This window comes from Bordetella genomosp. 6 (assembly GCF_002119705.1).
GTDB classification, from domain to species: Bacteria; Pseudomonadota; Gammaproteobacteria; order Burkholderiales; family Burkholderiaceae_B; genus Bordetella; species Bordetella bronchiseptica_F.
The window spans coordinates 3,814,940-3,840,974 of the sequence record NZ_CP021107.1 but is presented as its reverse complement, the minus strand read 5'-3'; the positions used below and the strand labels follow the sequence as shown (position 1 = coordinate 3,840,974).

26 protein-coding genes are annotated in these 26,035 nt (G+C 71.9%); 10 read left to right on the top strand and 16 right to left on the bottom strand.

Features of this window, described 5'->3' with window-relative positions:
- Positions 1 to 112 precede the first annotated feature (112 nt).
- From CAL11_RS18090 to CAL11_RS18065, 6 genes are all read left to right on the top strand, one after another.
- A complete protein-coding gene (locus CAL11_RS18090) occupies positions 113 to 844 on the top strand; it encodes a class I SAM-dependent methyltransferase (protein ID WP_086094622.1) in 732 nt (243 codons plus the stop codon).
- A gap of 227 nt (positions 845 to 1,071) precedes the next feature.
- Complete coding sequence (locus CAL11_RS18085; protein ID WP_086093725.1) at positions 1,072 to 2,460, top strand: cytochrome ubiquinol oxidase subunit I; 1,389 nt, start codon at positions 1,072 to 1,074, stop codon at positions 2,458 to 2,460.
- A 1-nt stretch (position 2,461) separates the two neighbouring features.
- Entirely contained in the window at positions 2,462 to 3,469 is a 1,008-nt protein-coding gene (gene cydB, locus CAL11_RS18080) for a cytochrome d ubiquinol oxidase subunit II (protein ID WP_086093724.1), read from the top strand.
- A 9-nt stretch (positions 3,470 to 3,478) separates the two neighbouring features.
- Positions 3,479 to 3,625: a DUF2474 family protein gene (locus CAL11_RS18075; protein ID WP_086093723.1), complete on the top strand. Its 147-nt coding sequence runs from the start codon at positions 3,479 to 3,481 to the stop codon at positions 3,623 to 3,625.
- A gap of 16 nt (positions 3,626 to 3,641) precedes the next feature.
- On the top strand, positions 3,642 to 5,063 hold the full coding sequence (locus CAL11_RS18070; RefSeq protein WP_086093722.1) for a PLP-dependent aminotransferase family protein: 1,422 nt from the start codon (positions 3,642 to 3,644) through the stop codon (positions 5,061 to 5,063).
- A 109-nt stretch (positions 5,064 to 5,172) separates the two neighbouring features.
- Positions 5,173 to 5,505: a hypothetical protein gene (locus CAL11_RS18065; protein WP_086093721.1), complete on the top strand. Its 333-nt coding sequence runs from the start codon at positions 5,173 to 5,175 to the stop codon at positions 5,503 to 5,505.
- Positions 5,506 to 5,515: 10 nt separating this feature from the next.
- Here the strand turns inward: CAL11_RS18065 and CAL11_RS18060 are convergent, their stop codons facing one another.
- The 3 genes from CAL11_RS18060 to dsrO are packed head-to-tail and all read right to left on the bottom strand — an operon-like array spanning position 5,516 to position 10,525.
- Entirely contained in the window at positions 5,516 to 8,677 is a 3,162-nt protein-coding gene (locus CAL11_RS18060) for a tetrathionate reductase subunit A (RefSeq protein ID WP_086093720.1), read from the bottom strand.
- 26 nt (positions 8,678 to 8,703) lie between these two features.
- Positions 8,704 to 9,738 carry an NrfD/PsrC family molybdoenzyme membrane anchor subunit gene (gene nrfD / locus CAL11_RS18055; protein WP_086094621.1) on the bottom strand — a complete coding sequence of 345 codons (1,035 nt, stop codon included), beginning with the start codon at positions 9,736 to 9,738 and terminating at the stop codon, positions 8,704 to 8,706.
- Positions 9,739 to 9,751: 13 nt separating this feature from the next.
- Entirely contained in the window at positions 9,752 to 10,525 is a 774-nt protein-coding gene (gene dsrO, locus CAL11_RS18050) for a sulfate reduction electron transfer complex DsrMKJOP subunit DsrO (RefSeq protein ID WP_086093719.1), read from the bottom strand.
- A 311-nt stretch (positions 10,526 to 10,836) separates the two neighbouring features.
- Between dsrO and CAL11_RS18045 the strand changes: the two genes are divergently transcribed.
- Entirely contained in the window at positions 10,837 to 11,190 is a 354-nt protein-coding gene (locus tag CAL11_RS18045; protein WP_086093718.1) for an EF-hand domain-containing protein, read from the top strand.
- Between the two features lie 22 nt (positions 11,191 to 11,212).
- Here the strand turns inward: CAL11_RS18045 and CAL11_RS18040 are convergent, their stop codons facing one another.
- The 5 genes from CAL11_RS18040 to CAL11_RS18020 form a co-directional block, all read right to left on the bottom strand.
- Positions 11,213 to 12,139, bottom strand: a complete 927-nt coding sequence (locus CAL11_RS18040) for an alpha/beta fold hydrolase (protein ID WP_086093717.1) — start codon at positions 12,137 to 12,139, stop codon at positions 11,213 to 11,215.
- Positions 12,140 to 12,389: 250 nt separating this feature from the next.
- Entirely contained in the window at positions 12,390 to 14,750 is a 2,361-nt protein-coding gene (gene lon, locus CAL11_RS18035; RefSeq protein WP_086093716.1) for an endopeptidase La, read from the bottom strand.
- Positions 14,747 to 15,154: an Hsp20/alpha crystallin family protein gene (locus CAL11_RS18030; RefSeq protein ID WP_033468183.1), complete on the bottom strand. Its 408-nt coding sequence runs from the start codon at positions 15,152 to 15,154 to the stop codon at positions 14,747 to 14,749. Before CAL11_RS18030 ends, lon begins: the two co-directional genes overlap by 4 nt.
- 159 nt (positions 15,155 to 15,313) lie before the next feature.
- A complete protein-coding gene (locus tag CAL11_RS18025) occupies positions 15,314 to 16,081 on the bottom strand; it encodes a sulfite exporter TauE/SafE family protein (protein ID WP_086093715.1) in 768 nt (255 codons plus the stop codon).
- A complete protein-coding gene (locus tag CAL11_RS18020; protein WP_086093714.1) occupies positions 16,078 to 16,431 on the bottom strand; it encodes a hypothetical protein in 354 nt (117 codons plus the stop codon). Before CAL11_RS18020 ends, CAL11_RS18025 begins: the two co-directional genes overlap by 4 nt.
- A gap of 130 nt (positions 16,432 to 16,561) precedes the next feature.
- Between CAL11_RS18020 and CAL11_RS18015 the strand changes: the two genes are divergently transcribed.
- Positions 16,562 to 17,452, top strand: coding sequence for a LysR substrate-binding domain-containing protein (locus tag CAL11_RS18015; protein WP_033468202.1), 891 nt, complete (start codon positions 16,562 to 16,564; stop codon positions 17,450 to 17,452).
- Here the strand turns inward: CAL11_RS18015 and CAL11_RS18010 are convergent.
- A complete protein-coding gene (locus tag CAL11_RS18010; RefSeq protein WP_086093713.1) occupies positions 17,449 to 17,940 on the bottom strand; it encodes a cupin domain-containing protein in 492 nt (163 codons plus the stop codon). The two genes, CAL11_RS18015 and CAL11_RS18010, sit on opposite strands and share 4 nt — an antisense overlap.
- A 96-nt stretch (positions 17,941 to 18,036) precedes the next feature.
- On the opposite strand from CAL11_RS18010, the gene CAL11_RS18005 reads away from it, so the two are divergent.
- Positions 18,037 to 18,990 (top strand): adenosine deaminase, encoded by a 954-nt coding sequence (locus CAL11_RS18005; protein WP_086093712.1) that lies wholly within the window; start codon positions 18,037 to 18,039, stop codon positions 18,988 to 18,990.
- Positions 18,991 to 19,002: 12 nt separating this feature from the next.
- Here CAL11_RS18005 and CAL11_RS18000 read toward each other — a convergent pair whose 3' ends face one another.
- Genes CAL11_RS18000 through CAL11_RS17990 form a run of 3 tightly spaced genes read right to left on the bottom strand, consistent with a single transcriptional unit; the run spans position 19,003 to position 21,351 of the window.
- On the bottom strand, positions 19,003 to 19,965 hold the full coding sequence (locus CAL11_RS18000; protein ID WP_086093711.1) for a Bug family tripartite tricarboxylate transporter substrate binding protein: 963 nt from the start codon (positions 19,963 to 19,965) through the stop codon (positions 19,003 to 19,005).
- A 31-nt stretch (positions 19,966 to 19,996) separates the two neighbouring features.
- A complete protein-coding gene (locus CAL11_RS17995) occupies positions 19,997 to 20,626 on the bottom strand; it encodes an RraA family protein (RefSeq protein WP_086094620.1) in 630 nt (209 codons plus the stop codon).
- Positions 20,627 to 20,631: 5 nt separating this feature from the next.
- Complete coding sequence (locus CAL11_RS17990; protein WP_086093710.1) at positions 20,632 to 21,351, bottom strand: PIG-L deacetylase family protein; 720 nt, start codon at positions 21,349 to 21,351, stop codon at positions 20,632 to 20,634.
- Between the two features lie 99 nt (positions 21,352 to 21,450).
- Here CAL11_RS17990 and CAL11_RS17985 point away from each other — a divergent pair, with 99 nt between their 5' ends.
- Positions 21,451 to 22,158, top strand: a complete 708-nt coding sequence (locus CAL11_RS17985) for an IclR family transcriptional regulator (protein ID WP_010926111.1) — start codon at positions 21,451 to 21,453, stop codon at positions 22,156 to 22,158.
- A gap of 10 nt (positions 22,159 to 22,168) precedes the next feature.
- Here CAL11_RS17985 and CAL11_RS17980 read toward each other — a convergent pair whose 3' ends face one another.
- The 4 genes from CAL11_RS17980 to CAL11_RS17965 all read right to left on the bottom strand — a co-directional run bounded on the left by CAL11_RS17980 (position 22,169) and on the right by CAL11_RS17965 (position 26,019).
- Positions 22,169 to 23,287: an NAD(P)H-dependent flavin oxidoreductase gene (locus CAL11_RS17980; protein ID WP_086093709.1), complete on the bottom strand. Its 1,119-nt coding sequence runs from the start codon at positions 23,285 to 23,287 to the stop codon at positions 22,169 to 22,171.
- Positions 23,284 to 24,159, bottom strand: a complete 876-nt coding sequence (locus CAL11_RS17975; protein WP_086093708.1) for a LysR substrate-binding domain-containing protein — start codon at positions 24,157 to 24,159, stop codon at positions 23,284 to 23,286. The genes CAL11_RS17980 and CAL11_RS17975 overlap by 4 nt, the downstream gene beginning before the upstream one ends.
- Positions 24,160 to 24,221: 62 nt before the next feature.
- Positions 24,222 to 25,154: a DMT family transporter gene (locus CAL11_RS17970; protein WP_244172829.1), complete on the bottom strand. Its 933-nt coding sequence runs from the start codon at positions 25,152 to 25,154 to the stop codon at positions 24,222 to 24,224.
- 61 nt (positions 25,155 to 25,215) lie between these two features.
- Positions 25,216 to 26,019 (bottom strand): AraC family transcriptional regulator, encoded by an 804-nt coding sequence (locus CAL11_RS17965; protein ID WP_086093706.1) that lies wholly within the window; start codon positions 26,017 to 26,019, stop codon positions 25,216 to 25,218.
- Positions 26,020 to 26,035: the final 16 nt, after the last annotated feature.

The window sequence follows — 26,035 nt, the reverse complement described above, 5'->3', positions numbered from 1 at the left end:
GGGGAGGGCGGCGATGCCTTGCATCTTAGCGTGCGGCCGGGCGAGGCCGTCAGGCGCCTGAAGGCCGGCCGTGCGCATAATGGCGTTTTGACGCGATTGGGGGCGCATGTCCATGGCGCAGAACATCTACGACGATCCCGCCTTCTTCCAGGGCTACAGCCAGTTGCCGCGCTCGCGCCTGGGGCTGGACGGCGCGCCCGAGTGGCCCGCGCTGCGGGCCTTGCTGCCGCCCTTGCGCGGTCGGTCGGTGGTCGACCTGGGCTGCGGCTATGGCTGGTTCTGCCGCTGGGCGGCCGCGCAAGGCGCCGCCTCGGTGCTGGGCCTGGACGTGTCCGAGAAAATGCTGGCGCGGGCCCGCGCCGATACGGCCGGGGCGGCGGTGCGCTACGAGCGCGCCGACCTGGAAACCCTGGCCTTGCCGGCCGCCGCGTACGACCTGGTTTACAGCTCGCTGGCCCTGCACTACGTGGCCGATCTGGCGCCCTTGCTGGCCACCGTGCGCCGCGCCCTGCGGCCCGATGGCTGGCTGGTGTTCTCGACCGAGCACCCGATCTACATGGCGCCGGCCTCGCCCGGCTGGGAGGTCGACGCGCAAGGGCGCAAGCGCTGGCCGTTGGACGGCTACCACCGGGAAGGCCCGCGCGTCACCGACTGGCTGGCGCCGGGCGTGGTCAAGCACCATCGCAAGCTGGGCACGCTGCTCAATGCCCTGATCGGCGCGGGCCTTGCCATTGCCCATGTGGACGAGTGGGGCCCGAGCGAGGCCCAGGTGGCGGCCAACCCGGACCTGGCCGACGAGCGCGAGCGGCCCATGCTGGTGCTGGTGGCGGCCCGGGCCGCGTGAGGGGCGCGGGTCCGGGCGCCTGTCTGCGCGGGGGGGAGCTGACATCCGCGACGGGGCGGGCCTGTCCCGGCGGGGACAGGCCCTGCCGCACCCTTTCACAACTGATATGCTTTTTTAAGCATGAATTGAATCTGTACTGATATCCGCGCGCTGCGTAGCATCGAAGCCGTGATCCGGGACCTTTCCGGAGACCGTTTTTCACAGGCACGACGCCCGGGGAGCCACACATGATGACCAGCGAAGCCCTGCTCCTGGCCCGGATTCAGTTCGGATTCACGATTTCCTTTCACATCGTCTTTCCGGCCATCACCATCGGCCTGGCGAGCTATCTCGCCGTGCTGGAAGGATGCTGGCTGCGCACCCGCGATACGGTGTATCGCGATCTGTACCATTTCTGGAGCAAGGTGTTCGCCGTCAACTTCGGCATGGGCGTGGTCTCGGGCCTGGTGATGGCTTACCAGTTCGGCACCAACTGGAGCGCCTTCTCCGAGTTCGCCGGCGGCATCACCGGGCCGCTGCTCGCCTACGAAGTGCTGACCGCGTTCTTCCTGGAGGCGGGCTTCCTGGGCGTGATGCTGTTTGGCTGGTCGCGCGTGGGGCCGCGCCTGCATTTCTTCTCGACCATCATGGTGGCGCTGGGCACACTGGTCTCGGCCACCTGGATCCTGGCTTCCAACAGCTGGATGCAGACGCCGGCCGGCTACGAGATCATCGACGGGCGGGTGGTGCCGGTGGACTGGCTGGCGGTGATCTTCAATCCCTCCTTTCCGTACCGCCTGGCGCACATGGGCATCGCCGCCTTCCTGGCCACCGCGCTGCTGGTGGCCGCTTCGGGCGGCTGGCATCTGCTGCGCGGCCATCGCACGCCGGCGGTGCGCAGGATGTTCGCCATGGCGCTGGGCATGCTGGCCATCGCCGCGCCGCTGCAGGCCGTGGTGGGCGACATGCACGGCATCAATACGCTCGAGCACCAGCCGGCCAAGATCGCCGCCATCGAGGGGCATTGGGACAACGTGCCGGGCGAGGGCGTGCCGCTGCACCTGTTCGGCGTGCCGGACATGCAGGCCGAGACCACGCGCTACGCGCTGAGCGTGCCGCGCCTGGGCAGCCTGATCCTGACCCACAGCCTGGACGGCCAGTTCCCGGGCCTGAAGTCGTATCCGCCGGCCGACCGCCCCAACGCCACCGTGGTGTTCTGGAGCTTCCGCGTGATGGTGGGGCTGGGCCTGCTGGCGATCGCGCTGGCCGCCTGGGCTGGCTGGGCGCGGCTGCGCGGCCGGCTGTACGACTCGCGCGGGCTGCAGCGCTTCGCGCTGGCGATGGGGCCGTCGGGGCTGGTCGCGATCCTGGCGGGCTGGTACACGACCGAGATCGGCCGCCAGCCGTGGATCGTGCAGGGGCTGATGCGCACGGCCGACGCGGCGACCCCGCACGGCGTGCCCGAACTGACGCTGACCCTGCTGCTGTTCGTGTTCGTCTACCTGATCGTGTTCGGCGCCGGCATCGTCTACGTGCTGCGCCTGATCGCGCGCGGCCCGTCGGGCGGCGCGCCGGCCGGCGGCCAGCCGGGGCTGGTCCAGCGTCCGCTGGCCGTGGCGCGGCAGGGAGGGCTGTGAAATGGGTGTCGATCTTTCGCTGATCTGGGCCATCGTCATTCTGTTCGGCGTGATGATGTATGTGGTGATGGACGGGTTCGACCTGGGCATCGGCGTGCTGTTTCCCCTGCTGCCCGGCAAGTCGGACCGCGACGTGATGATGAACACGGTGGCGCCGGTCTGGGACGGCAACGAGACCTGGCTGGTGCTGGGCGGCGCGGGCCTGCTGGCGGCCTTTCCGCGCGCGTATGCCGTGGTGCTCGGCGCCCTGTACCTGCCGCTGGTGTTCATGCTGCTGGCCCTGGTGTTTCGCGGCGTGGCGTTCGAGTTCCGCTTCAAGGCCGACGAGCGCCACCGTCCGTTCTGGGACCGCGCCTTCATCGGCGGCTCGGTGGCCGCGGCCTTCTTCCAGGGCGCCACGCTGGGCGCGTACCTGCAGGGCATCGAGCTGGCCGGCGGCGCCTACCAGGGCGGCCCGTGGGGCTGGGTCACGCCGTTTTCGCTCTTTTGCGGCGTGGGCCTGGTGGTGGCGTACGCCTTGCTGGGCTGCACCTGGCTCATCATGAAGACCGAGGGCGCGCTGCAGCGGCGCATGATCGCGGTGGCGCGCCCGCTGACCGGCGCGCTGCTGGCGGTGATCGCGGTCATCAGCGTCTGGACGCCGCTGATCGAGCCGGCCATTGCCCGGCGCTGGTTCAGCCTGCCCAATTTCTACGCGTTCGCGCCGGTGCCCGTGCTGGTGCTGGCGGCGGCCTGGGGGCTGTTGCGCGCGCTGCGCGGCCAGCCGGACATGGCGCCGTTCCTGCTGACGCTGGCGCTGGTGTTCCTGGGCTACAGCGGGCTGTGCATCAGCCTGTGGCCCTACGCGATCCCGCCGGACGTCACCCTGTGGGAGGCGGCCGCGCCGCCGCAAAGCCAGGGCTTCGCGCTGGTGGGAGCGCTGTTCATCGTGCCCATCATCCTGACTTACACTGCCTGGTCGTACTACGTGTTTCGCGGCAAGGTGCGCGCCGGCGACGGTTATCACTGAGGGGGCGCCATGACGGACCATGCCTTGGAAAAAACCGCCTCGACGCTGCGCCGCCTGGGCTGGCTGGCGCTGTTCTGGGCCGGCGGCGTGGCCGGCCTGGGGCTGGCGGCCGGCGCGCTGAAACTGATCATGAGACTGGCCGGCTTGACGCCGTGACCACTGGGGCCGCGAATTGAAGCTGAAGCGCTATGAAGTGCTTGCCGACGAAATCACCGCATCGATCCAGGCCGGCACGCGCCGCGCCGGCGACCGCCTGCCGTCGGTGCGCCAGACCAGCGCCAGCCGCGGCCTGAGCGCCACCACGGTATTCAAGGCCTATTACCTGCTGGAGGCGCGCGGCCTGATCCGCGCGCGCGACCGCTCGGGCTACTACGTGGTGGGCAAGCCCAAGGCGCTGCCGCCCGAACTGGAGGCCGGCGCGCCGGCCGAGTCGCGCCGCGTGGACGTGGATGTCAGCGACCGGGTGCTGCACGTGCTGCAGCTGACCATGCGGCGCGACGTGGTGCCGTTCGGTTCGGCGTTTCCGCATCCTTCGCTGTTTCCGCACGCGCGGCTGGCGCGCGCCATGGCCTCCAGCGTCGCGGCGCTGGACCCCTGGAGCTCGGTCGACGACCTGAGCGCGGGCAATACGCGGCTGCGCCGCGCCATCGCGCTGCGCTACCTGGCCGACGGCGTGCAGGTGCGCACCGAGGACATCGTGGTCACCAATGGCGCGCTGGAGGCCCTGAACCTGTGCCTGGGCGCGGTGACGCGGCCGGGCGATTCGGTGGTCATCGAATCGCCCACGTTCTATTCGGCGCTGCAATCGCTGGAGCGGCTGGGCCTGCGCGCCATCGAGGTGCCGGCCCACCCGCGCGAGGGCATCGAGCTCGACGCGCTGGCGCGCGCCATCGACACGCACCGGCCGGCCGCCTGCTGGCTGATGACCAATTTCCAGAACCCGCTGGGCAGCCTGATGCCCGAGGACAAGAAGCGCGCCCTGGTCCAGCTGCTGGCCGCGCGCGAGGTGCCGCTGATCGAGGACGACGTCTACAGCGAGCTGTATTTCGGCGCGCAGCGGCCGCTGCCGGCCAAGGCCTACGACGAGCGCGGCATCGTGATGAGCTGTTCGTCGTTCTCCAAGAGCCTGGCGCCGGGCTGGCGCATCGGCTGGGTGCTGGGCGGGCGCTACGCCGACCGCATCCTGCGCGGCAAGCTGGCGCTGTCGCTGTCGACCTCGGCGCCGTCGCAGGCGGCGCTGGCCACCTACCTGGAGCACGGCGGCTACGACCGCCACCTGCGGCAATTGCGCCAGACGCTGGAGCAGCAGCGCAACCAGGTCATGGAGGCGATCGCCCGGCATTTCCCGCCGGGCACGCGCACCACCCACCCCGACGGCGGGTACTTCCTGTGGGTGGCGCTGCCGCCGCAGGTCGACGCGCTGGCGGTGCACCGCGCCGCGCTGTCGCTGGGCGTGAGCACCGCGCCCGGGCCGATCTTCTCGGTGCAGGACCGCTTTCGCCATTGCCTGCGGCTGAACTACGGCCACCCGTTCGACGCGCGCGCGCAGGACGGTCTGGCCACGCTGGGCAAGCTGATCGCGCGGCAGTGCTGAAAGCCCGCTCCGCATCTCGGCGCCTGTCCCCACGGGGACAGGCGCCTCATACGCCTGAACGTGACGCCAGCAGGTATCATGCAAGCCTGTTTCGACGGAGTGTCATGACATGTATCGCGGCCACGAAGCGATCAAGCAATTCATGCAGGCCATCGGCCTGCCCTGGACGCCGGGCCAGCCCGAAAGCGCCGAGCTGCGCGCCAGCTACCGTATCGGCAGCGGGCGGCCGCTCAATATCGACCGCACGCGGGTCGAGTTCCATTGCGACGACGCGCGCGCCAAGGTGTGGGTGCCCGAGTTCGCCCGCACCAGCTTCCACCAGTGGTTCGAGGTGGCCTACCAGGATTTCGAGTACTCGCCCGGCGCCTCGATGCTGAAGATCAAGGCCGCCGCGCGCGGCAACGCGGCAGCCTACAGCGTGGGCCTCAAGCCGCTGGCCTGAGGCCCGCCGCCTAGGCCTTTTCCAGCCGCGCCGGCAGGCCCTGGCGCACCGCGGCGCCGGATACCCAGTCGATCCACACGTTGTCGCGCAGCGCGCGGGTGGCGTCGCCAAAGCCCAGGTCATTGAGATTGACGCCGGCGGCCAGCGCCGGGTCGTGCGGCGTGGGCTGGCCGTCGATCACGTGGGCGCGCGCGCCCAGTTCCGTGTGACCGTAGCCGTGCTCGATGGCGATGGCGCCCGGCTGCACGCCGTCGCGCACCAGCGCGAGTCCGGTGACCGCGCCGCCGGGCGTGACGATGCGCACCGCGTCGCCATTGCCGATGCCCAGGCGCAGGGCGTCGGCGCGGTTGATCGAGACCGGGTTGTGCGGGTGCACCTGGCGCAGCCAGCTCACGCCGATCGACATCGAGCTCATCAGGTTGGACTTGAACGAACTCAGCAGGAACGGCCAGTCGGCCTGCGGATATTGCTCGCGCATGGCGCGGCCGTCGGCCAGCCGGGTGGGGTACCAGGTGGGGCAGCCGCTGTAGGGCTCGCCGGTCATCGCATGGCGCATGCGCGCCAGATCTTCGCTCCAGACATGCAGCGGCTTGCGGTACGGCGGGTGCACGCGGCCGTCGCGCCAGACGTCCTCGGCCGCGTCGAAGCGGCCGCCACGGCTCATCAGCAGGGCGACGCGGCGCCACTCTTCTTCGTGCAGCGTGCGCCGCAGCAGGTCGGCGTGGCGGTCCACGCCGGTCAGGGCCAGGTCGTCCTCGCTGGCTTCGGCCACCGGCGCGCCGCCGGCATAGGCCATGTTGGCCATCCCGCGCAGGAAGAAGTCGCTGGCCGTATCCAGCGCATGGCGCCGGCCGTCGCGGCCGGCGATCGCGTCGGCGCCGAAGCCGGGCATGCCCAGGCGCTTGGCGCAGGCGATCAGGAACGATTCCAGGCACACCGGCTCGCCGTCCGCGGTGCGCGCCACGCGCGGCGCCACCGCCGGCCAGCGCACGGTCGAGGCCTTGGCCTGCACGTCGGCCCAGGGCGCCGACACGCCCCAGCTTTCGTAGGTGATGGTGTCCGGGACGATGTAATCGGCCAGGGCGTTGGTTTCGTTGATGAAGGCGTTGATCGACACCGACAGCGGCAGCAGGCCGGGGTCGCGCAACTTGTCGGCGATCACGTTCTTCAGCCCCGCGATGGCGTAGACGGGGTTGCTCATGTGGTTGAGCCACACCTTGGCGCGATAGGGGTAGCCGGCCAGCGCCGAGGCCAGCATTTCCGAGCTCAGCGCGCCGGTCGCCGGATACCAGGGCGACTGCGCCGGGTAGGGCGGTTGGCCCGCCTCGGCCTTGCGGCGGTATTCGCTGCTTTTCTCGTACGGAAAGCGGTTGCGCGACAGCGAGACGCCGCGCGGCGCGACGCGGCCGGCAAAGCCGGCGATGTCGTAGCGCGGGCCCTTGCCGTAGGGCGCGAACGGGCCGCCGTCGAGCACCAGCCCGCCGGCCACGTTGAGGTTGCCCACCAGGGTGTTGAGCATGGCGATGGCGTAGGCCGTGTAGAACCCGGCGCCGCTCATGGTGCCGCCATGCGCGTCGGCCACCGCCTGCTTGCCGTGGCTGGTGAAGCGTTCGGCCAGGGCGGCGATCCGCGCGGCGGGCACGCCGCTGTGCCGGGCGTATTCGTCCAGCGTCATGCGGCGCGCCTCGCGGCGCAGCAGCGCCAGCGCCGAGCTGACGCGCACCCCGCCCAGGCCGGGCGCCGCGCCCTCGGCGGGCAGGTCGCGCTCGACGAACAGCGCGGCGGGGCCGGCGTGGGTATGCGGGGCCAGCGCGCCGCCGGGCAGTTGCACCACGTAGACGTCCTCGGCCTGCGGGTCGGCGCCGGCGCGCGGCCAGCCCAGGTCGGCGCCGCGCAGGCAGCTGCCGTGGCGGGCGTGCCCGGGGGCGTCGATGACCAGGTGGGTGGCGTTGGTCCAGGCGGCCTCGCCGGCCGCGTCCATGGCGGCCGGGCCGGGCTGCGACAGCATGGCGGCATCGTAGCGGTCGTGCTCGAGCATCCAGCGGATCATGCCCATGACCAGCGCCAGGTCGCCGGCCGGATTGACCGCCAGCCATTCGTTGCCGCTGCCGGCCGCCAGGCTGGCGCTGGCGGGCAGCACCGGCGAGACCACCACGTAATGGAAGCCCGCGCCGTCGTCGCGCACGCGCGCCTCGGCCAGCTGGCGGCCCTGGCGCTGGAACGGATTGCCCGATTGCGCCGGCGCCGTGCCGATGAACAGGCCGAAGCGCGCGCGCGTCCAGTCCGGCTTGCCGTGCGGCATGCCCTTGAGGTCGCCGAACGCGGCGCCGGTGCCGACCCGGAAGCTCTGGCCGCAGTACGAGCCGTGGTTGGACACGTTGACGGTGCCGAACGATTGCGCCGCGAAGCGCTGGATCAGCGGCGTGCGGCCCTCGTTGGCCGAGTCGGTGAACAGCAGCTGGTTCGAGCGCGGCCCGTATTCGGGGTTGTCGGGGTCCAGCGGCGTGACCGGGTCGTAGATGGCGCGCAGGCCGTCCACCTGGCCTTCGCCGAACAGGTCGCCGCCTTCGCATACTTCTTCCACCAGCTGCTCGAACGAGATGGTGCGCCACTGGCCGGCGCCGCGCGGGCCGACGCGCTTGAGCGGGCGCAGCACGCGGTAGGGGCTGGTCAACTGTTCCAGCATGGCCGAGCCGCGCGCGCACGAGGTGGCGCGGCCTTCCAGGCCGTTGTCGCCACCCAGCCGGGCGTAGACCTCGCGCACCGGCGCATGCATGGGCGCCGGTTGCGTGGTGGCCAGCGGGTGGTAAGGGTTGCCCGCCACGCGCAGGATGCGGTTGGTTTCCGTGTCCACGCGCAGGCGCACGCCGCATTGGGTCCAGCAACCCAGGCAGCTGGAGGGGCTGACGGTCTGGCCCGGCTGGGCCGACAGCGCGCCGGTGACGGGATCGAGGCGGAATTCAGGGGTGAGCGAATTGCCGCGCAAGGCGTCGGCGGCGGGCGCGCCGGCGCTGCCCTGTGCCAGGCCCTTGACGGCGCGGGCCACGGTTTCGCCATAGCCGGCCGCGAAGGCGGCCATGCCGCCGGCCACGGCGCCGCCGCGGGCGATCAGCTTGCGGCGGCGCGCGTCGGCCGGCGCGTTGGTGTCGGGGGTGGGGTGCTGCTTGGGCATGGAATGTCCGTATCAGGTATTCGGGTTCAGCGGGCCGGGGCGGCGGCGCGCGCGGGAAAGCGCTCCAGCGCCCAGGCAAGGGCGGCGACCAGCGCCACGCACAGGCCGAGCACGCCCGCCATGCCCAGCAAGCCGTCGCTGCCCCAGGGCATGTCGTACAGGTAGAGGCCGGCGCCGTACTTGGGCACGCCCTGCACGTTCATGAAGACGACCCAGCGGAAGATCCAGGCGGCCGCCAGCAGGGTCAGCGCCAGGGTCAGCGAGGCGGCCGGGCCGGCCAGCCGGGCGGGGCGCATCTGCAGCAGCGCCACCATGCATACGGCGGTGGCGATCGCGCCGGCCAGGCTGGCGCGCCAGGCCGGGAACTGCGTGAACAGGCGCAGCGCGGCGTCGAACGAGGGCTCGCGGCCCAGCGCGCCGAGCACGGCCCAGGCGCCCGCGCTCGCGGCCAGCGCCGCCAGCGCGACGATGGCCAGGCGGCGCAGCAGCGCCATCGGCAGGGCGGCCAGGCCGCCCGGCAGCCAGCGGCCCAGCAGCAGCATGGCGCCCAGCGCGCCCAGCCAGCCGGTCAGCGCGAAATTGATCGGCAGGAATACGGTGTGCCACAGCGGACGCGAACGCAGCACCATGACTTCCGAGCCGGTATAGACCAGGATGGACAGCGCCGACAGCGCCAGGGGCATGGCCAGCGCCCGGATGGCGCGCCGCCAGCCCAGCCACCACGCCGCGCACAGGCCCAGCGCCAGCGCCGCATACAGCGGCAGCAGCAGCGCGCCCAGCCACATCCACGACCAGGGCGTGGCCTGCGTGTAGAAATGCCAGAAACGGCCGGGCTGGTGCAGGTCGGCCAGCAGCGACACGGGCGCGGCCACCGCGCTGACGGCCAGCACCGCGATGGCGGCCGGCAGCAGGCGCACGCGCGCCGAACCGGGCCGGCCGAAGGCGCAGGCCGCCGCCGTCAGCGCGGTGGCGGCGCTGATGCCGATGAGGAAGAAATACTGCACGGCCCAGGGCAGCCAGGCCGCGTCGTAGACGGGGGTGATGAGTTCCGAGATGCGCATGGTCGCCTCGCCTTCAGTGCCGGCCGGCCAGGCGCACGCCGGCCTGGCCATCGACCTGGCTGACGAACGCATCGGGCAGGCCGATGTAATACACGTGCGGATCGGTGCGCATGTCGGGCTTGAGCACCTTGATTTCGTCGCGGTGCTCGGCCAGCAGCCGCGAGACCGCGCTGGCGGGGTCGTTCAGGTCGCCGATCACGCGCGCCCCGCCCACGCAGCTCTCCACGCAGGCCGGCAGCAGGCCCGCCTCCAGGCGGTGCTCGCAGAAGGTGCACTTGTCGGCGGTCCGGGTCTCGTGGTTGATGAAGCGGGCGTCGTAGGGGCAGGCCTGCACGCAGTAGCCGCAGCCCACGCAGCGTTCGTTGTCCACCAGCACGATGCCGTCCTCGCGCTGGAAGGTGGCCTGCACCGGGCACACCGGCACGCACGGCGGGTTGTCGCAGTGGTTGCACAGGCGCGGCAGCATCACCATCGAACAGGGGCCGCCATCGTCGGGCAGCACCTCGTACTGCAGCACGGTGGTGCGGAACTGCCCGATGGGCGGCAGGTTTTCCATCGAACAGCTGACCGTGCAGGCCTGGCAGCCGATGCATTTGCGCATGTCGACCACCATGCCGTAGCGCTTGCCCGCGGCGCCGGGGCGGCGCGGCGGCTGGGCGTTCATGCCGCCGCGCGCTTCGGCGGCGATGGGGATGACGGTGGCCGTGGCGGCCAGCCCCAGCAATTCCTTGAGAAAACCGCGTTTGCCGGGCGCGGGCGGCCGGTCGGAGGAGGGCGCTTTATGCATAGTCGTGCAGCTTGTCTTTGGGCCGGTGGCCGCTGCCGCCCGGGCCTGGGTGCGCCGCCTGTCCCGTTCCCGGTGATTCGAGCCATGAACTTATCACTTGTGGTTATATAAGACCTTGATATGGGTCAAGACGGTAGTAAAGCGACGCGCTATTCATGAGCCGATGTAAAAGACGTGCCGCTTCATTTCCGCCCGGCGCGAGGCCGTCACTTTTTTCGGGGCGAGATGCTAAGGTGTCTGCCACGTTGGCCGGCGGGCGCGGCGTTGCGGCGCCCGCCCGTGGCCTGTCATCAACACACATCGAGGCAAGCATGAAGAAAACGATCATCGTGAGCGCGGCGTGCGCGGCGCTGCTGGCCACCTCGGGCGCGGTCCTGGCCCAGTCGGGGGCGAGCCTGACGCCGGACCAGCTGCGGCACCTGGACACCGACAAGAGCGGCGGCGTCAGCCAGCAGGAGTACCAGGCCTTCATGGAGGCGTCGTTCGCCAGGCTGGACGCCAACGGCGACGGCAGCCTCACGCGCCAGGAGCTGCCCCAGGAGGTCTCCGACGCGCAGTTCACCGCGATGGACGCCGACAAGGACGGGCGCATCAGCCGCCAGGAGTTCCTGGGCCAGGTGATGCGCGACTTCGCCGCCGCCAGTCGCGGCGGCGAGCTGAAGTAGGCGCGGCCGGCGCCCGCCGCGCTCAGGGCGGCGGGAAGTTCGGCGTGGCGTGCACCCGCTGCAGGAACGCGCGCGTCAGCGCCACGATGGGCGCGAGATGGGTTTCCAGCGCCCAGTGCCCAGCCTGCAGCAGGTGCAGTTCGGCCTCGGGCAGGTCGCGCAGATAGGCGCGCGCGGCGGCTTCGGGCATGTAGCCGTCGTGCACGCCCCAGACGATCAGCGCGGGCGGCTGGCGCTCGCGCAGGTAGGCCTGGTAGCGCGGGAACCAGGCCAGGTTGTCTTCCAGCCCCTCCATCAGTCCCACCATGATTTCGCGGCGGCGCGGTTCGCGCAGCTGCGCCCAGGCCAGCTTCCACATGTCCGGGGTGATGCGTTCGGCCTGCTCGTCGGGCAGGTCGTTGAGGAATTCGTCGCGGAATCCATCCTCGCTGACCGCCAGGCTCAGCTTGTAGCGGCCCTCCAGCGTAGGGTCGGCCCAGTAGGCCTGCAGCGGGGCATAGCGCGGGCCCAGCTCGTCCGCGTAGATGTCGCCGTTCTGGATGATCAGGCCGCTTACCTTGTCCGGTTCGCGCAGGGCCAGGCGCAGGCCGATCTGCGAACCGTAGTCGTGCAGGTAGAGGGCGTAGCTGGGCAGCCCCAGCGCATGGGTGAACTGCTGCAGGAAGTCGGTGTAATGCTCGAAATCGCAGGCAAAGCGCGCCGTGTCCGGCGTGTCGCTGTAGCCGAAGCCCGGGAAGTCCGGCGCCAGCAGCCGCCATTGGTCGGCCAGCGCGGGCATGAAGTCGCGGTACTGGAACGACGAGCAGGGATAGCCGTGCGGCAGCAGCACCACCGGCGCGTCCGCGGGGCCCGCCTCGCGATAGAAAATGCGCAGGTCGTCGAGGTCCAGGTAGCGATGCTTGACACTGGCGTCCGCGCTCGGGGAGGTGGTCTGGCTGGATTGGGTCATTGGCGGACTCCCACCGCGGCGGGCCGCGGCATGGTGGACACGCGCGCCGGTCGGCGCGCCCGGGCTTGCCTGCCTATGATAGAAATCCAGCCCGTAACAAGCGTCACAGGACTCGTCCAGATGCGTGCAGTCGTATGCCCGCCCGGGGCGTCGCGACCAGGGCCGACACCTTTCGATACCGGCGTTCCGCGCGGCGCGCGATTGAAGCCGCTGCGCCTGTCCCCGCCGGGACAGGCGCCTGGAGGCCGCCCTAGCCCGTCGCCCGCGCCGCCGGCTCGTCGTCGGCCTGGGCCGACCGGGGTTCGTCGCCCAGCGCGCAGCGCAGCGCGTCCTCGACGCGGTCCAGCAGCACGAAGCGCAGCTTGCGGCGCGCTTCGGCCGGCACGTCGTCGAGGTCCTTCTCGTTGCGGCGCGGCAGCATCACGGTGGTGATGCCGGCGCGCAGCGCCGCCAGGGTTTTTTCCTTGACGCCGCCGATGGGCAGCACCAGCCCGCGCAGGCTGACTTCGCCGGTCATGGCCACGTTGGCGTCCACCGGCCGGCCCGACAGCAGCGAGGCCAGCGCCACGAACATCGCCACGCCGGCGCTGGGGCCGTCCTTGGGCGTGGCGCCGGCCGGCACGTGGATGTGGATATCGACCTTCTCCAGCGCATCGCCGCTCCAGGTCTTGGCCAGCGTCAGCGCGGCCTGGGCCGACTCCTTCATGACGTCGCCCAGCTGCCCGGTCAGGATCAGGCGGCCGCTGCCGGGCACCTTGCTGGCCTCGATGAAGAGGATGTCGCCGCCGACCGGCGTCCACGCCAGGCCGGTGGCCACGCCCGGCAGGCTGGTGCGCAGCGCGACCTCGTTCTCGAAGCGGCGCGGGCCCAGGATGGCGCCCAGCTCGGGGGCGTCGATGGAGACGTGCTGCGCCTTGCCTTCGGCCACCTGCATGGCGGCGTGGCGCAGCACCGAGCCGATCTCGCGCTCGAGGTTGCGCACGCCGGCCTCGCGCGTGTAGTCGCCCACGATGGCGGCCAGCGCCGCATCGGTGATGTCGGCCTGCTCGGGCCGCAGCCCGTTGGCTTCCAGCTGGCGCCGGATCAGGTAGCGCCGCGCGATCTGGATCTTCTCTTCCTCGGTGTAGCCGGGCAGGTCGATGATCTCCATGCGGTCGCGCAAGGGGCCGGGGATGGTATCCAGCACGTTGGCCGTGCAGATGAACATCACGTGCGACAGGTCGTAGTCCACCGCGAGGTAGTTGTCGCGGAATTTGTGGTTCTGCTCGGGGTCCAGCACTTCCAGCAGCGCGCTGCCCGGGTCGCCGTGAAAGCCGCCGGCGCCCAGCTTGTCGATTTCGTCGAGCATCAGCACCAGGTTGCCGGTGCCGGCGCGGCGCATGGCCTGGATGATGTTGCCCGGCAGCGCGCCCAGGTAGGTGCGGCGGTGGCCGCGGATCTCGGCCTCGTCATGCACGCCGCCCAGCGCCACGCGCTGGAAGGCGCGGCCGGTGGCGCGCGCGATGGACTGGCCCAGCGAAGTCTTGCCCACGCCCGGCGGGCCGACGAAGCACAGGATGGGGCTGCGGCCTTCCGGGTTCAGCTTGCGCACCGCCAGGTATTCGAGGATGCGGCGCTTGATCTTGTCCAGCCCGAAGTGGTCTTCGTCCAGCACGCGGCGCGCCTCGGCCAGGTCGATGGCCTGCTGCGGCTCGTGCTTCCACGGCAGTTCGGTCAGCCACTCCAGGTAGGTGCGCAGCATGGCGTATTCGCCGCTGCCGTCGCCCATGCGCTGCAGTCGGCTCAGCTCCTTGCGGGCATGGTTGAGCACTTCCTCGGGCATGCCGGCCTGTTCGATGGCCTCCTTCAGCTGCGCGGCCTCGGCCGCGCCGTCGTCGGTCTCGCCCAGTTCCTTCTGGATCTGGCGCAGCTGTTCGCGCAGCACGGTCTCGCGCTGGCGTTCGTCGAATTGCGCGCGCGTGCGCTCGCCGATTTCCTTGGACAGGCGCAGCACTTCCAGGCGCGCGGCCAGCAGTTCGATGACCTTGTCCAGGCGGCGCGCCAGGTCGAAGGTCTCGAGGATGTCCTGCTTCTGCCCGGCCTTGATGTCGATCAGGTTGGTGACCATGTCGGCCAGCAGCGCGGGCGATTCGATGCCGCGCACCACGTCGGCCAGCTCGTCGGGCACGTTGGGCAGCAGCGCGATGGCGTCGATGGTCTGCTGCTTGAGTTGCAGGAAGCGCGCCTCGGTCTGGCTGTCGCCGGCCGCGGGCGTGTCGACCAGGGCCACCCGCGCCACCAGGAACGGCCAGCCTTCCAGGAATTCGAGCACGCGAAAGCGCGCCTGGCCCTGCACCAGCAAGTGGTGCGCGCCCTCCTGGCCGGTGATGTAGCGCGCCACCGGCCCCTCAGTGCCGACCCAGTACAGATCGTCCGGGCCGACGTCGTTCTTCTGCGGATCGCGCTGCAGCAGGAAGCCCAGCGGGCGTTCGTTCTTGACGGCCTCCTGGGCGGCGGCCACCGAACTCTGGCGGTGTACGGTAACGGGCGAGAGCACGCCGGGAAACAGCACGGCGTCGCGCAACGGGATGATGATGCGTGCGTCTTCGGGCAGGGTGCGCGGGTCCGTCATGGGGCCTCCCTCAGTTTTTTCAGGGTCAGGGTCAGGCAGCCGTCGGCCAGCGTGGGGGCCTCGGGCTCCAGGGCGTGCAGGGGCAGGCGGATGCGCCGCTGGAAGCGGCCATAGGGGATTTCCAGCCCGTGGATGCGGGCGTTGCGCAGCGCCGGCAAGGGGCGCACGCCGGAGATGCTGATGCCATCGGGGTCGAAGCGCACCACCACGTCGCCGGCGGCCACGCCGGGCAGCGCCACGTAGATCAGGACGGCGCCCTCGGTTTCGATCATGTCCACGGGAGGCTCCCAGCAGGGCGCCTGCGCCGGGCCGGTGCGCAGCAGTTGCCGGTGCAGGCGATCGGCCTGCTGCAGCAAGGACAGGGCATCGCCCCAGATCCAGGATGAAAAGTCGCGCGATCTCATGTACTCGCCCTCTGTTGCATACAGGGTAAGTGGCGACGCCACGCTGGCTTTTCAAGCTGGCAAGCCGAGCGCGGCGGCGCTCGCAAGTCAAATCCAGTGTAGACCCTTGCGCGCCGTCGCGCTCGGCGTATCGGTCCCCATGCGGGGACCGACGCCCGCTTACCAGCGCGCCTGCATGACCTGGTAGGCGCCCAGCAGCGCCAGGCTGGCGTACAGGCACAGGCGGAAGCGTTGCGGCGACAGCGCGTGGCGCAGCCGCTGGCCGCACACCATGCCCGCCAGCGCCGGCGCCAGCATGGCCAGCGAGATGGCGGCCGCGCCGCCGCCGTAGTGGCCGGTCAGGCCCAGGCCCGCGGCCAGCGCCAGCGTGGAGACCGAGAACGAGATGCCCATGGCCTGCACCAGTTCGTCCTTGTCCAGGCCCAGCGCCTGCAGATAGGGGACGGCCGGCACCACGAAGACGCCGGTGGCCGCCGCGACCAGGCCGGTCAGCGCGCCGACCGCCGGGCCCAGCCAGGGCTGGGCGCGCGCCGGCACGCGCGGCGGGCGTCCCAGCAGGCCCCAGCCGGCGTAGGCCAGCAGCGCGGCGCCCAGCGCGCCGGCGGCCCAGGCGCCTGCAGGCGCGCCGAACCACCAGGCTCCGCCCAGCGTTCCCACGCATACGCCGGCCTGCATGCCGGCGATGCGGCGCCAGACGCGCCGCAGGCTGGCCAGCGGACCGGCCTGCCACAGGTTGGTGACCAGCGAGGGCACGATCAGCAGCGCCGCGGCCTGCGCCGGCGGCATGAGCAGCGCCAGCAAGGCCATGGAAATCGTCGGCAGGCCCAGGCCCACCACGCCCTTGACCGCGCCGGCCACCAGGAAGATCGCGCCGGCCAGCGCCAGCGCGGCGGGAGCGCCCAGGCCCGCGGCGTCGATGCCGCTCATGGCTGGCAGCCGGCCGGCAGCTGGGCGCGCGGGCGCGCGAATACCGCGGGCGGCGCAGCGCCCTGGGCGCGCGCGGCGCGGGCCAGCCAATGGCGCGCCGCGCAGGGGTCCGAGGCTATGGCCGGGCCATAGAGTGCCGGGCCGCCCAGCAACGCCAGGCCCAGTGTCTGCTGCGCCGGCACGTGGCCGGCGCCGGCGGCGCTTTGCAGCAGCGCGAGCATGCGGGGATAGTCGCCGGCGGTCTGGGCTTCCAGGGCCAGGCCGTATTGCTGCGCGGGGCTGTCGGCCTGCGCGGCGAACGCCGGCAGCCAGGCGAGCAGGACGGCGGCGATGCGGGAAAGTGGATGCATGGCGGGGCTCCGAAGGCGCCGCGAGCGCGGCGGGAGCGTTCATTGTGCGGCGCCGGCGCGCCGTGGCCTATCGGGATGTCTCATAGCCAGGTTCAGGACAGGCCAGAGGCTGGCCGTGCTACGCTGGGCCATGCGTTTCGATCTCACCGACCTGCGCCTGTTCCTCGATGTGTGCGAGGCCGGCACCATCACCGCCGGCGCGCGGCGCTCGCACATGACGCTGGCCTCGGCCAGCGAACGGGTGCGCGGCATGGAAGGCGCGCTGGGCGTGCCGCTGCTGCTGCGCGAGCGCTACGGCGTGCAGCCCACCGCGGCGGGCCGCACGCTGCTGCACCACGCGCGCGCGGTGCTGCTGCAGATGGACCGGCTGCGCGGCGAACTGGGCCAGTACGGCCAGGGGCTCAAGGGGCACGTGCGCCTGCTGTGCAACACCGCCGCGCTCAGCGAGCACCTGCCGGCGGTGCTGGCGGGTTTCCTGGCCGAGCACCCGCAGGTGTCGGTCGACCTGGAGGAGCGCCTGAGCCGCGAGATCGCCGATGCCTTGCGCGCCGGCACGTGCGATATCGGCGTGCTGGCCGATTCCGCCGACCTGCACGGCCTGCAGGCGCGCACGTTCCGCCATGATCCGCTGGTGGTGGCGGTGCCGCGCGGGCACGCGCTGGCCGGCCGGGCCACGGTCAGCCTGGCCGACGTGGCGGAGCTGGATTTCGTCGGCCTGGTCGAGGGCAGCGCCTTGCAGGCGCATATCGGCCAGCATGCGCGCCGCGCCGGCCAGGTGCTCAATTACCGCGTGCGCCTGCGCAGCTTCGACGCCATTTGCGACATGGTCGGACATGGCATCGGCGTGGCCATCGTGCCGCGCACCGCGGCCTTGCGCGCGGCGCGCGCGGGCCGCATCCGGCGCCTGCGCCTGTCCGACGCCTGGGCCGAACGCGACCTGATGCTGTGCGTGCGCGATCCCGACGCCTTGCCGCCCTATGCGCGCCAGTTCGTGGCCCACGCCCTGGCCGGGGCCCCCTAGCGCGCCAGCCGCGCGATCAGGTCGGCCTGCGCGGGATACAGGCGCCGCAGCGCGGCGGCGTCGGCCAGCTCGAATTCGCTGAATTCGAAGCCGGGCGCCACCGTGCAGCCGGCCAGCGCGTAGCCGCCCGGCTGAGCCAGTTCGGCGGCGAACCAGCTGCCGGCCGGCACGGCAGCCTGGAACTCGGCGCCGGCATCCTCCAGCGTGTTGCCCAGCCGCAGGCGCCGGTAGCCGCCGTCGGGCGCCAGCACATGGATGTGCAGCGCCGCGCCGGCATGGAAATGCCACAGCTCGTCGGCGCGGATGCGGTGCCAGGTGGACCAAGCGCCGTCGCACAGCAGGTAAAGAATGGCGGTGCTGGCCGCGCGGAGGGCGCCGTCGGCGCGCGTCACCGCATCGGCGGCGCGGTAGGTTTCGCGGTAGTGGCCGCCTTCGGGGTGCGGCAGCAGGCCCAGGCGGCGGATCAGGGTGGCGGCGGGGTCGGTCATGGCGGCGGGTCGCGAACGTCGGTGGCGCCAGTCTAAACCCAATGCCGCCGTCCGGCCGGCTAACATTCCGTCGTGACCGATTGCGGAAGACCTATCATGTACGACTGGCTCAATGCCCTGCCCAAGGCCGAACTGCACCTGCACCTGGAAGGCACGCTGGAACCCGGGCTGCTGTTCGAGCTGGCCCGGCGCAATGGCGTGGCGCTGCCGTGGCCGGACGTCGAATCGCTGCGTCGGGCGTACGACTACGACAACCTGCAGGAATTCCTCGACCTGTATTACCGGGGCGCCGAGGTGCTGCGCACCGAGCAGGATTTCTACGACCTGACCTGGGCCTACCTGCTCAAGTGCCGCGAGCAGAACGTGGTGCACACCGAACCGTTCTTCGATCCGCAGACGCACACCGATCGCGGTATCGCCTTCGAGGCGGTGCTGGCCGGCATTACCCAGGCGCTGGAAGATGGCCGCAGGCAGCTGGGCATCCAGGGCGGCCTGATCCTCAGCTTCCTGCGCCACCTGCCCGAAGAGGCGGCCATGCGCACGCTGGAGCAGGCGCTGCCGTACCGCGACGCGTTCATCGCGGTGGGGCTGGACAGCAGCGAGCGCGGCTTTCCGCCGCGGCTGTTCCAGCGGGTATTCGACCGCGCGCGCGCCGAGGGGCTGCCCGCGGTGGCGCACGCCGGCGAAGAAGGGCCGCCCGAATACATCTGGGAAGCGCTCGACCTGCTGCGGGTGCGGCGCATCGACCATGGCGTGCGCGCGGTCGAGGACGAGCGCCTGATCGAACGGCTGGTCGATACGCAGATACCGCTGACGGTGTGTCCGCTGTCGAATACGCGGCTGCGCGTGTTCGACAGCATGGCCGAGCACAACATCCTCGAACTGCTCGAGCGCGGCGTCAAGGTTACGGTCAACTCGGATGACCCGGCCTATTTCGGCGGCTACGTCACCGAGAACTTCCATGCCCTGTACGAGCACCTCGGCATGACGCAGGACCAGGCGCGCCGGCTGGCGGCCAACAGCCTGGACGCGCGCCTGGCGGGCGGCTAGCCGCCGCCGGCCTTACTCGAGCTGGATGCCGGCCTGCTCGATCAGCGCCGTCCACTTCTTGGTGTCCTGGCGCACCAGCGCCTCGAGCTGCCGCGGCGTGCTGGCGACGAACTCCACGCCCTCGGACTCGAACTTGCGGTTCAGCTCGGGGTTCTTCAGGGTCTCGACCACGGCCTGGTTCAGTTTTTCCAGCGCCTCGGGCGGCGTGCCGGCCTTGGCGAACAGGCCGTACCAGGTGGTGTATTCCATGCCGGGCAGGGTCGCGGACACCACGGGCAGCTTGCTGGTGTCGGCGCCGCTGCTGGGCGCGCTCATGGCCAGCGCCTTGACCGCGCCCTTGTCGATCATGGGCTTGAGCGACGGCATGCTGCTGAACAGCGCCTGCACCTGGCCGGAGGCCAGGTCGGTGATGACCTGCGAGGTGCCGCGGTAGGGCACGTGCACCACGTCGACCTTGGCCTGGCTCTTGAACAGTTCCATGCCCAGGTGCGCGACGCCGCCCACGCCGGCCGAGCCGAAGTTGACCTTGCCCGGATGCGCCTTGGCGTAGTCGATCAGGCCCTGCACCGAGTCCACCGGCAGGCCGGCGGTGACCACCAGCACGTGCGGGCTCTGGGTGAGCTGGCTGATCGGCGCCAGCAGCGTGAGCACGTCCTTGCCCTGCATGGCCTTGGACGGAATGGTCATGTTGCCCGAGGCCGGCATCAGCAGGGTGTAGCCGTCGGCAGGCGCGCCCAGCACCTGGTTGAGGGCCGGCACGCCGTGCCCGCCGCCGGCGTTGACCACCACCACCGGCTGGCCCAGCGCCTGGCCGAACAGCTGCGCGAATTCGCGGCCCACGATGTCGGCCGGTCCGCCGGCGGCGAACGGGATGACCATGCGGACGGGGCGTTCGGGATAGTCGGCGGCGGCCGGGCCGCCCGGCAGCAGGCCGAGCGCCAGCGCCAGGGCGCCGAGCGTGTGCTTCAAGGACATTGTCTTCCTCCAGTGTGTAATGGGTATGGGGTCAGGCGGATTCGCCGGTGTCGATGGGCGCGCGCGCCAGCGCGTCGTCCAGCCAGGCCGGCCGCAGTTCGCCGCGGGCAATCGCGGCCATGCGGGCGGTTTCGGCTTGCTGCTTGGCCAGCGCGGCGGCCAGCACCGCCTCGGCTTCGCCGTCGCGGTACACCACCACGCCGTCGTCATCGGCCATGATCCAGTCGCCCGGGTGCACCTCGACGCCGCCGCAACGGATCGCGCGGCGCACCGTGCCGCCGCCGCGCTTGGTCGGGCCGGCCGGCGAGCCGCCCAGCGCGTACGCCGGCAGGGCGCCGGCGCGCAGCTCGGCCAGGTCGCGCATGGCGCCGTCGATGACGACGCCGGCCAGGCCGATGGCGGCGGCCTGGGCGCACATGATGCCGCCCATGACGGCGCGGTCCAGGTAGCCCCGGGCGTCGATCACCAGCACTTCGCCGGGGCGCGCCTGCGCCAGCGCGGCGTGGATGGCCAGGTTGTCGCCGGCATCGACCGACACCGTCAGCGCGCGGCCGTGGACATGCCAGCCGGCGCGCAGCGGCTTGATGCCGGCGCTCATGACGCGGGCGCCGGCGTCGGCCAGCAGGGTGCTGCTCAGGTTCCGGACAAGGGAGGTGGACATGGCGCTCACTCCACGAAGGCCGGCACGACGGCCGGGAAAATGCTCTGGTAGGCCTCGGCGTAGGCCGTGGCGGCGGTCTTGGCGCGGCGGCCGGCCTGCGCGCCGCGCTGCAGCGCGACGCGCTCGTAGTAGGCCCACAGGTTGCGCTGCGTGGCCATGGCCTGCATGGCACGCTGCTTCCGTTCCCACACCGCGCTGATGTCCAGCAGCAGGTTGGGCCGGAAGCCGCACAGCTCGGACTGGTGCGGCTCGAAGCACAGCACCTGCGGCGGCACGATGTAGTCCGCGCCGTGTCCGGGCGCCATGGCCTGCATGCGCGCGCGCAGCACCATGTCGTAGGCGCGGCAGTGATCCAGGTTGGAGGGGTCGTGTTCGGGGTGGGTGATCACCGCCGCCGGGCGCACCGCGCGCAGCGTCTGCGACAGGCGCCGCACCGCGTCCGGCGATTCGGGCATGGGGTAGTCGCCCAGGTCGTAGAAGTCCACGCCGGTTGCGCCCAGGATGGCGGCGGCCGCCTCGGCCTCGGCGCGGCGCACCTGCTTGACCGCGTCGCGCGCGCCATCGGGGTTGGCCTGCCACGCGGCGTTCGACTCGCCGTTCTCGCCATAGCTCAGGCACACCAGGCGCACGTCCACGCCGCGCTGGGCATGCAGCGCCATCGCGCCGCCGCAACGCCATACGAAATCGCCCACATGGGCGGTCACCACCAGGATCGCGCTTGCCACTGCCTTGCTCCTCGAATTGTGCAAGGCCTCATTATATTTTTATGAAACGTCGTTGTATCATGTACAACAATCAAGCATTCATGCGGCTTTGGAGACGAAATGAGTAATGACGGCGTAGTGGCGGTGGAGCGTGCCCTGGCGGTGCTGGACTGTTTCAGGCCGGGCGACGAGCGCCTGGGGCTGGCCGAGTTCGCGGCCCGCCTGCCGCTGCACAAGACCACCATCTTCCGCCTGCTCAATTCGCTGGCGCGCTGCGGCTACGTGCTGCGCGAGCCGGATGGCCGCTATTCGCTGGGACCGCGCGTGCTCTATCTGGCGCGCGTCTACGAGCGCGGCTTCAACCTGTCGGGCGTGGTGATGCCGGTGCTCGAAAGCCTGTCGGGGCAGACCGGCGAAAGCGCCGCCTACTACGTCGAGGGCGACCAGCCGGGCCAGCGCCTGTGCCTGTTTCGCCACCAGCCCTATGTGGGCCTGCACAGCCAGGTGCTGGCCGGCAGCGTCATGCCGCCGGACCGCTCGTCCACCGGCCGTGTGTTCGCGGTGTGGGCGCAAGGGCAGCCCGGCGGCGACGAGCGCCTGCCATTCTTCTCGTGCGGCGCGCGCGACCCCTATACCTCGTCGTGGTCGGTGCCGGTGGTAGGCGACGACGACCGCTTCGTCGGCGCGCTGACCGTGGCCGGGCCGTCCGAGCGCCTGCGCACGGTGGACGTGCCGCGCTTCGAGCGGCTGGTGCTCGAGCACGCCGACGACCTGGCGCGCCGCCTGGGCGCCAGCGCCACGATCCGCGCCGCGCTCTACGGCGATTGAGTCGCGGCGGTCAGCCCGCCAGCCGGCCGATGCACGCGTTCAGCTCGGCCTGCAGCTGGCGCATCAGCGTGGCCGCCGGCACGCCGCGCGACAGGGCGGCGGCCTGGCCGGCCCATTGCGCGGCGTAGCTGGCGTCGCCGCGCGCCTTGGCGGCGGCGTGCAAGGCCTTGCCGGCATCGTAGGCGATGGGATAGTCGGGCGTGGGCGGGCAGTCGGCGGCCGCGCCCAGTTCGGTGTAGCGGTTGGCGATGCTGCGCGCCGGCCGGCCCGAGATGGCGCGCGTCAGCGTGGTGGCGACCTCGGCCTGCTCCAGCAGGGCATGGCGGTGCGGCATGTCGGCCGACGATTCGGGGCAACTGATGAAGGCGGTGCCCAGCTGGGCGGCCTGCGCGCCCAGCGCCAGCGCCGCGGCCACGCCGGCGCCGTCCATGATGCCGCCGGCGGCGACCACCGGCGCATCGAAGCGGCGCGCCAGCAGGCGCGTCAGCGCCAGCGTGCCCAGTTGCTCGTCGCGCGCGGCGGGGTCGAACATGCCGCGATGGCCGCCCGCCTCGATGCCTTGCGCCACGATGGCGTCGATGCCCGCTTCAGCGATGCGCGCCGCTTCCCGCGTATCGGTGGCGGTGGCCATCAGGTAGATGCCGGCCTGGCGCAGCGCCGCGATGCGCGAGGCCGGCGGCAGGCCGAAGTGCAGGCTGACCACTTCGGGCCGCTCGGCCAGCAGCATGTCGAACATGTCGTCATCGACCAGGAAGCTGGTGTAGATCTCGCGCAGCGTGGCGGGCGGCTGCGCGCCGAACTCGGCGAAGCGCGGCGCCAGGTATTGCAGCCAGCGCGCCTGGCGCGCGGCGTCGGCGGTGGCCGGCGCGTGGCAGAACAGGTTGACGTTGAAGGGCCGCGTGGTCTGCTCGCGGGTCAGCGCGATGGCCTGCCGGGCGGCGTCGGCGTTCATGGCGCCCAGGCCCAGCGAGCCCAGGCCGCCGGCATTGCTGACGGCGGCGGCCAGCGCCGGCGTGCTGACGCCGGCCATGGGCGCCTGGACCACCGGCAGGGTCAGGCCCAGGCGCTGGGCGAACGGGGTGGCGGCATAGGCGGCGGGCATGGCGGACTCCTGGTCGGCGTGGATCATGGGGCGGGCGGCGCTTGCAGCGCGCGCAGCAGGGCGAGTCGGGCGGCGCTGTCGTAGCCGTCGCGGTGGATCAGGAAGCAGGGCACGGTGCGCACCGGCACGGTGCGCGCCAGCGCCGCGCCGGGGTGCAGGGCCAGCACCGAGCGCGGCAGGATGGCCATGGCCGAACCCGCCAGCACACCGGCCATCATGGCGTGGTAAGACGCCATTTCGATGACACGCACCCCGGCCATGTCCAGCCATTGCTCGGCGCACAGCCGGTAGGTGCAGCCCTGCGCGAACGCGGCCAGCGTGCGCACTTGCACGTCTTGCGGCGTGCGCGCCGGCGGGTGGCCGGGCGGCAGCGCCAGCAGCAGTTCTTCGGAGTAGAGATAGGCGCCGCGCAAACTGGCGTCCAGCGGCGCCATGACGGTGTCGGCCGGGCTGGCGGCGGGGTGCGCGATGACGGCGCAATCGAGCCGGCACGCGGCGACCTGCCCGGCCAGCCATTGCGTGGTGCCGGTGCGCAGGTCGATGGCCAGGTCCGGCCACTGCGCGTGCAGGCTGGCCAGCGGTTGAGGCAGGCGGCTGGCGGCGGCGCTTTCCATCGCGCCCAGGCGCAGCCTTCCGGCCGGCGTGTCGGCGCGCATGGCCTGGCGGGTTTCCTCGGCCAGGGCCAGCAGGCGCTCGGCATAGGCGAGCAGGCGGTGGCCATCGGGGGTCAGCGTCATGCGCTTGTTCTCGCGCAGGAACAGCGTCACGCCCAGGCTGTCCTCGAGCTGGCGCAGCCGCGTGGTGACGTTGGAGGGCACGCGCGCCAGCGCGTGCGCGGCGCGGGTCACGCTCTCGGTGCGCGCGACGGCGCGGAAGATTTCCAGTTCGGCCAGTTCCATCGGCGGGCTCGGGTAGCAGAGCCGCCAGCATAGCGCTTTTGTCCTGAAAAAAGAATAATTTCCTAGTTAATATTCTCTTTTTCAGGTTCATTGCGGCCGGCCGGCCGCAGCGCCAGCACGGCGGCCAGCACGCAGCCGATGCCGGCGGCCTGGCGCGGCCCGATGGCTTCGCCCAGCGCCAGCGCGGCCAGCAGCACGGCGGCCACCGGCGCCAGGGCGGTGAACAGCGCCGCCTCGCTGGCGCTGGCGCGCGCCAGCCCGGCGTACCAGAGCACGAAGCCCGCCACGGTGGGCAGCCACGCGTAGTAGGCCAGCACGGCCAGGGCGGGGCCGCTCAAGGCGGTGTGCCAGGGCGCCTCGGCAAGCGCCGCGGCGCCGGCCAGGGCCGCGCCGATGGCCGTCAGCGCCGCCGACAGCGGCAGCGGCGCGATGGGTGTGCGCAGGCGTTTGTTGAGCAGGATGAACAGCCCCTCGCAGACCACCGCGCCCAGCACCAGCAGGTTGCCCGCCAGCGAGCCGGATGCGCCGCCGGGCCGGCCGCCGACCAGCACCAGTACGCCCGCGGCGGCCAGCGCGATGGCCGCCAGCGTGCGCGGCGCAGGCCGCTCGCGCAGCAGCGCCATGGCCAGCAGGGCGGTCACGGCGGGCAGCGTGCCGATGACGACGGCCGCGTCGGCGGCCGAGGTCAGGCGCAGGCCGGCGATCAGCAGCGCGGTATACCCGACGCTGCCGGCGGCGGCCTGCAGCGCCAGCAGGCAGGCATCGCGCCAGCCGGGCCGTGGCCAGCGTGCGCCGGTCGCGCGCATCAGCAGCAGGAAGACCGGCAAGGCCAGGCCCAGCCGGATGGCGGTGGCGGTAAAGGGCGCCACCTCGGCGGCGATCAGCTTGCTGGCCGGCACGGTGCTGCCGGCCAGCACCATGGCCAGCGCCAGGCAGGCATGGCCGCCGCGCGCGGGGCGGCCGGGGGCAAGGGGCGGCGAAGAAGAGCGGGACATGGCCGGCAGCATAGGCGCGCGCCAGCCCGGCGGTCTTGAACGAAATTGCGGCGCGGCGGGCCTAGCGCGCGGCGCGCGCGTAGCGGCCGGGCGTCATGCCGTAGCTGCGCGCGAACAGCCGGTTCAGGTGGCTCTGGTCGGCGAAGCCGCAGGCCGCCGCCGTCTCGGCCAGCGGCACGCCTTGCAGGATGAGGCGGCGCGCCAGTTGCAGGCGGCGCTGCGTCTGGTAGGCGTGCGGCGGCAGGCCGGTGGCGTGGGCGAACCCGCGCAGCACCTGGTAGCGGCTCAGGCCGCTGGCCTGCGCCAGGTCGGCCAGCGTGAGCGCCGCGGCGGGGTCGTCGTCGATCCGTTGGCGCGCCCGCGCGATGGCGGGGTGGGGCGGGGGCTCGGGCGCGCGGCCGGGGTCGGTGCGGCGCAGCCCCGCCAGCAGTTGCAGCAAGGCGGCGTCGCGCGCCAGCGGGGCGGCGCCGGGCGTGGTGACGCAGGCATACAGGCGCGCGAACGCGGCGGCCAGCGCCGCGTGCCCGAGCACCGGCAGGTGGAATTCGTAGCTGCCCGCGCCGCCGTCCAGCCCGCCGGCCGCCTGGGCGATCAGGGCCGGCTCGAAATACAGCATGCGCCAGGCGCGCTCGCCCTCGCCCAGCGGGGCGCCGTCATGCACCTCGCCCGGATTGACGGTGATGAGCTCGCCGGCGCGCGCCTGCACGGGGCCGCGTCCGCTGGCCGAGCGCTGCGCGCCGTGCGTCATCAGGCCCACGCCGTACTGGTCGTGCGTGTGGCGGGCGAAGACGTGGCGCGATTGCGCGGCGACCGCGCTGACGCCGGGCTCGGCGCTGCGCAACGCGATGAAGCGGCCTTGCGGCATGGGGCCTCCGGAGGGC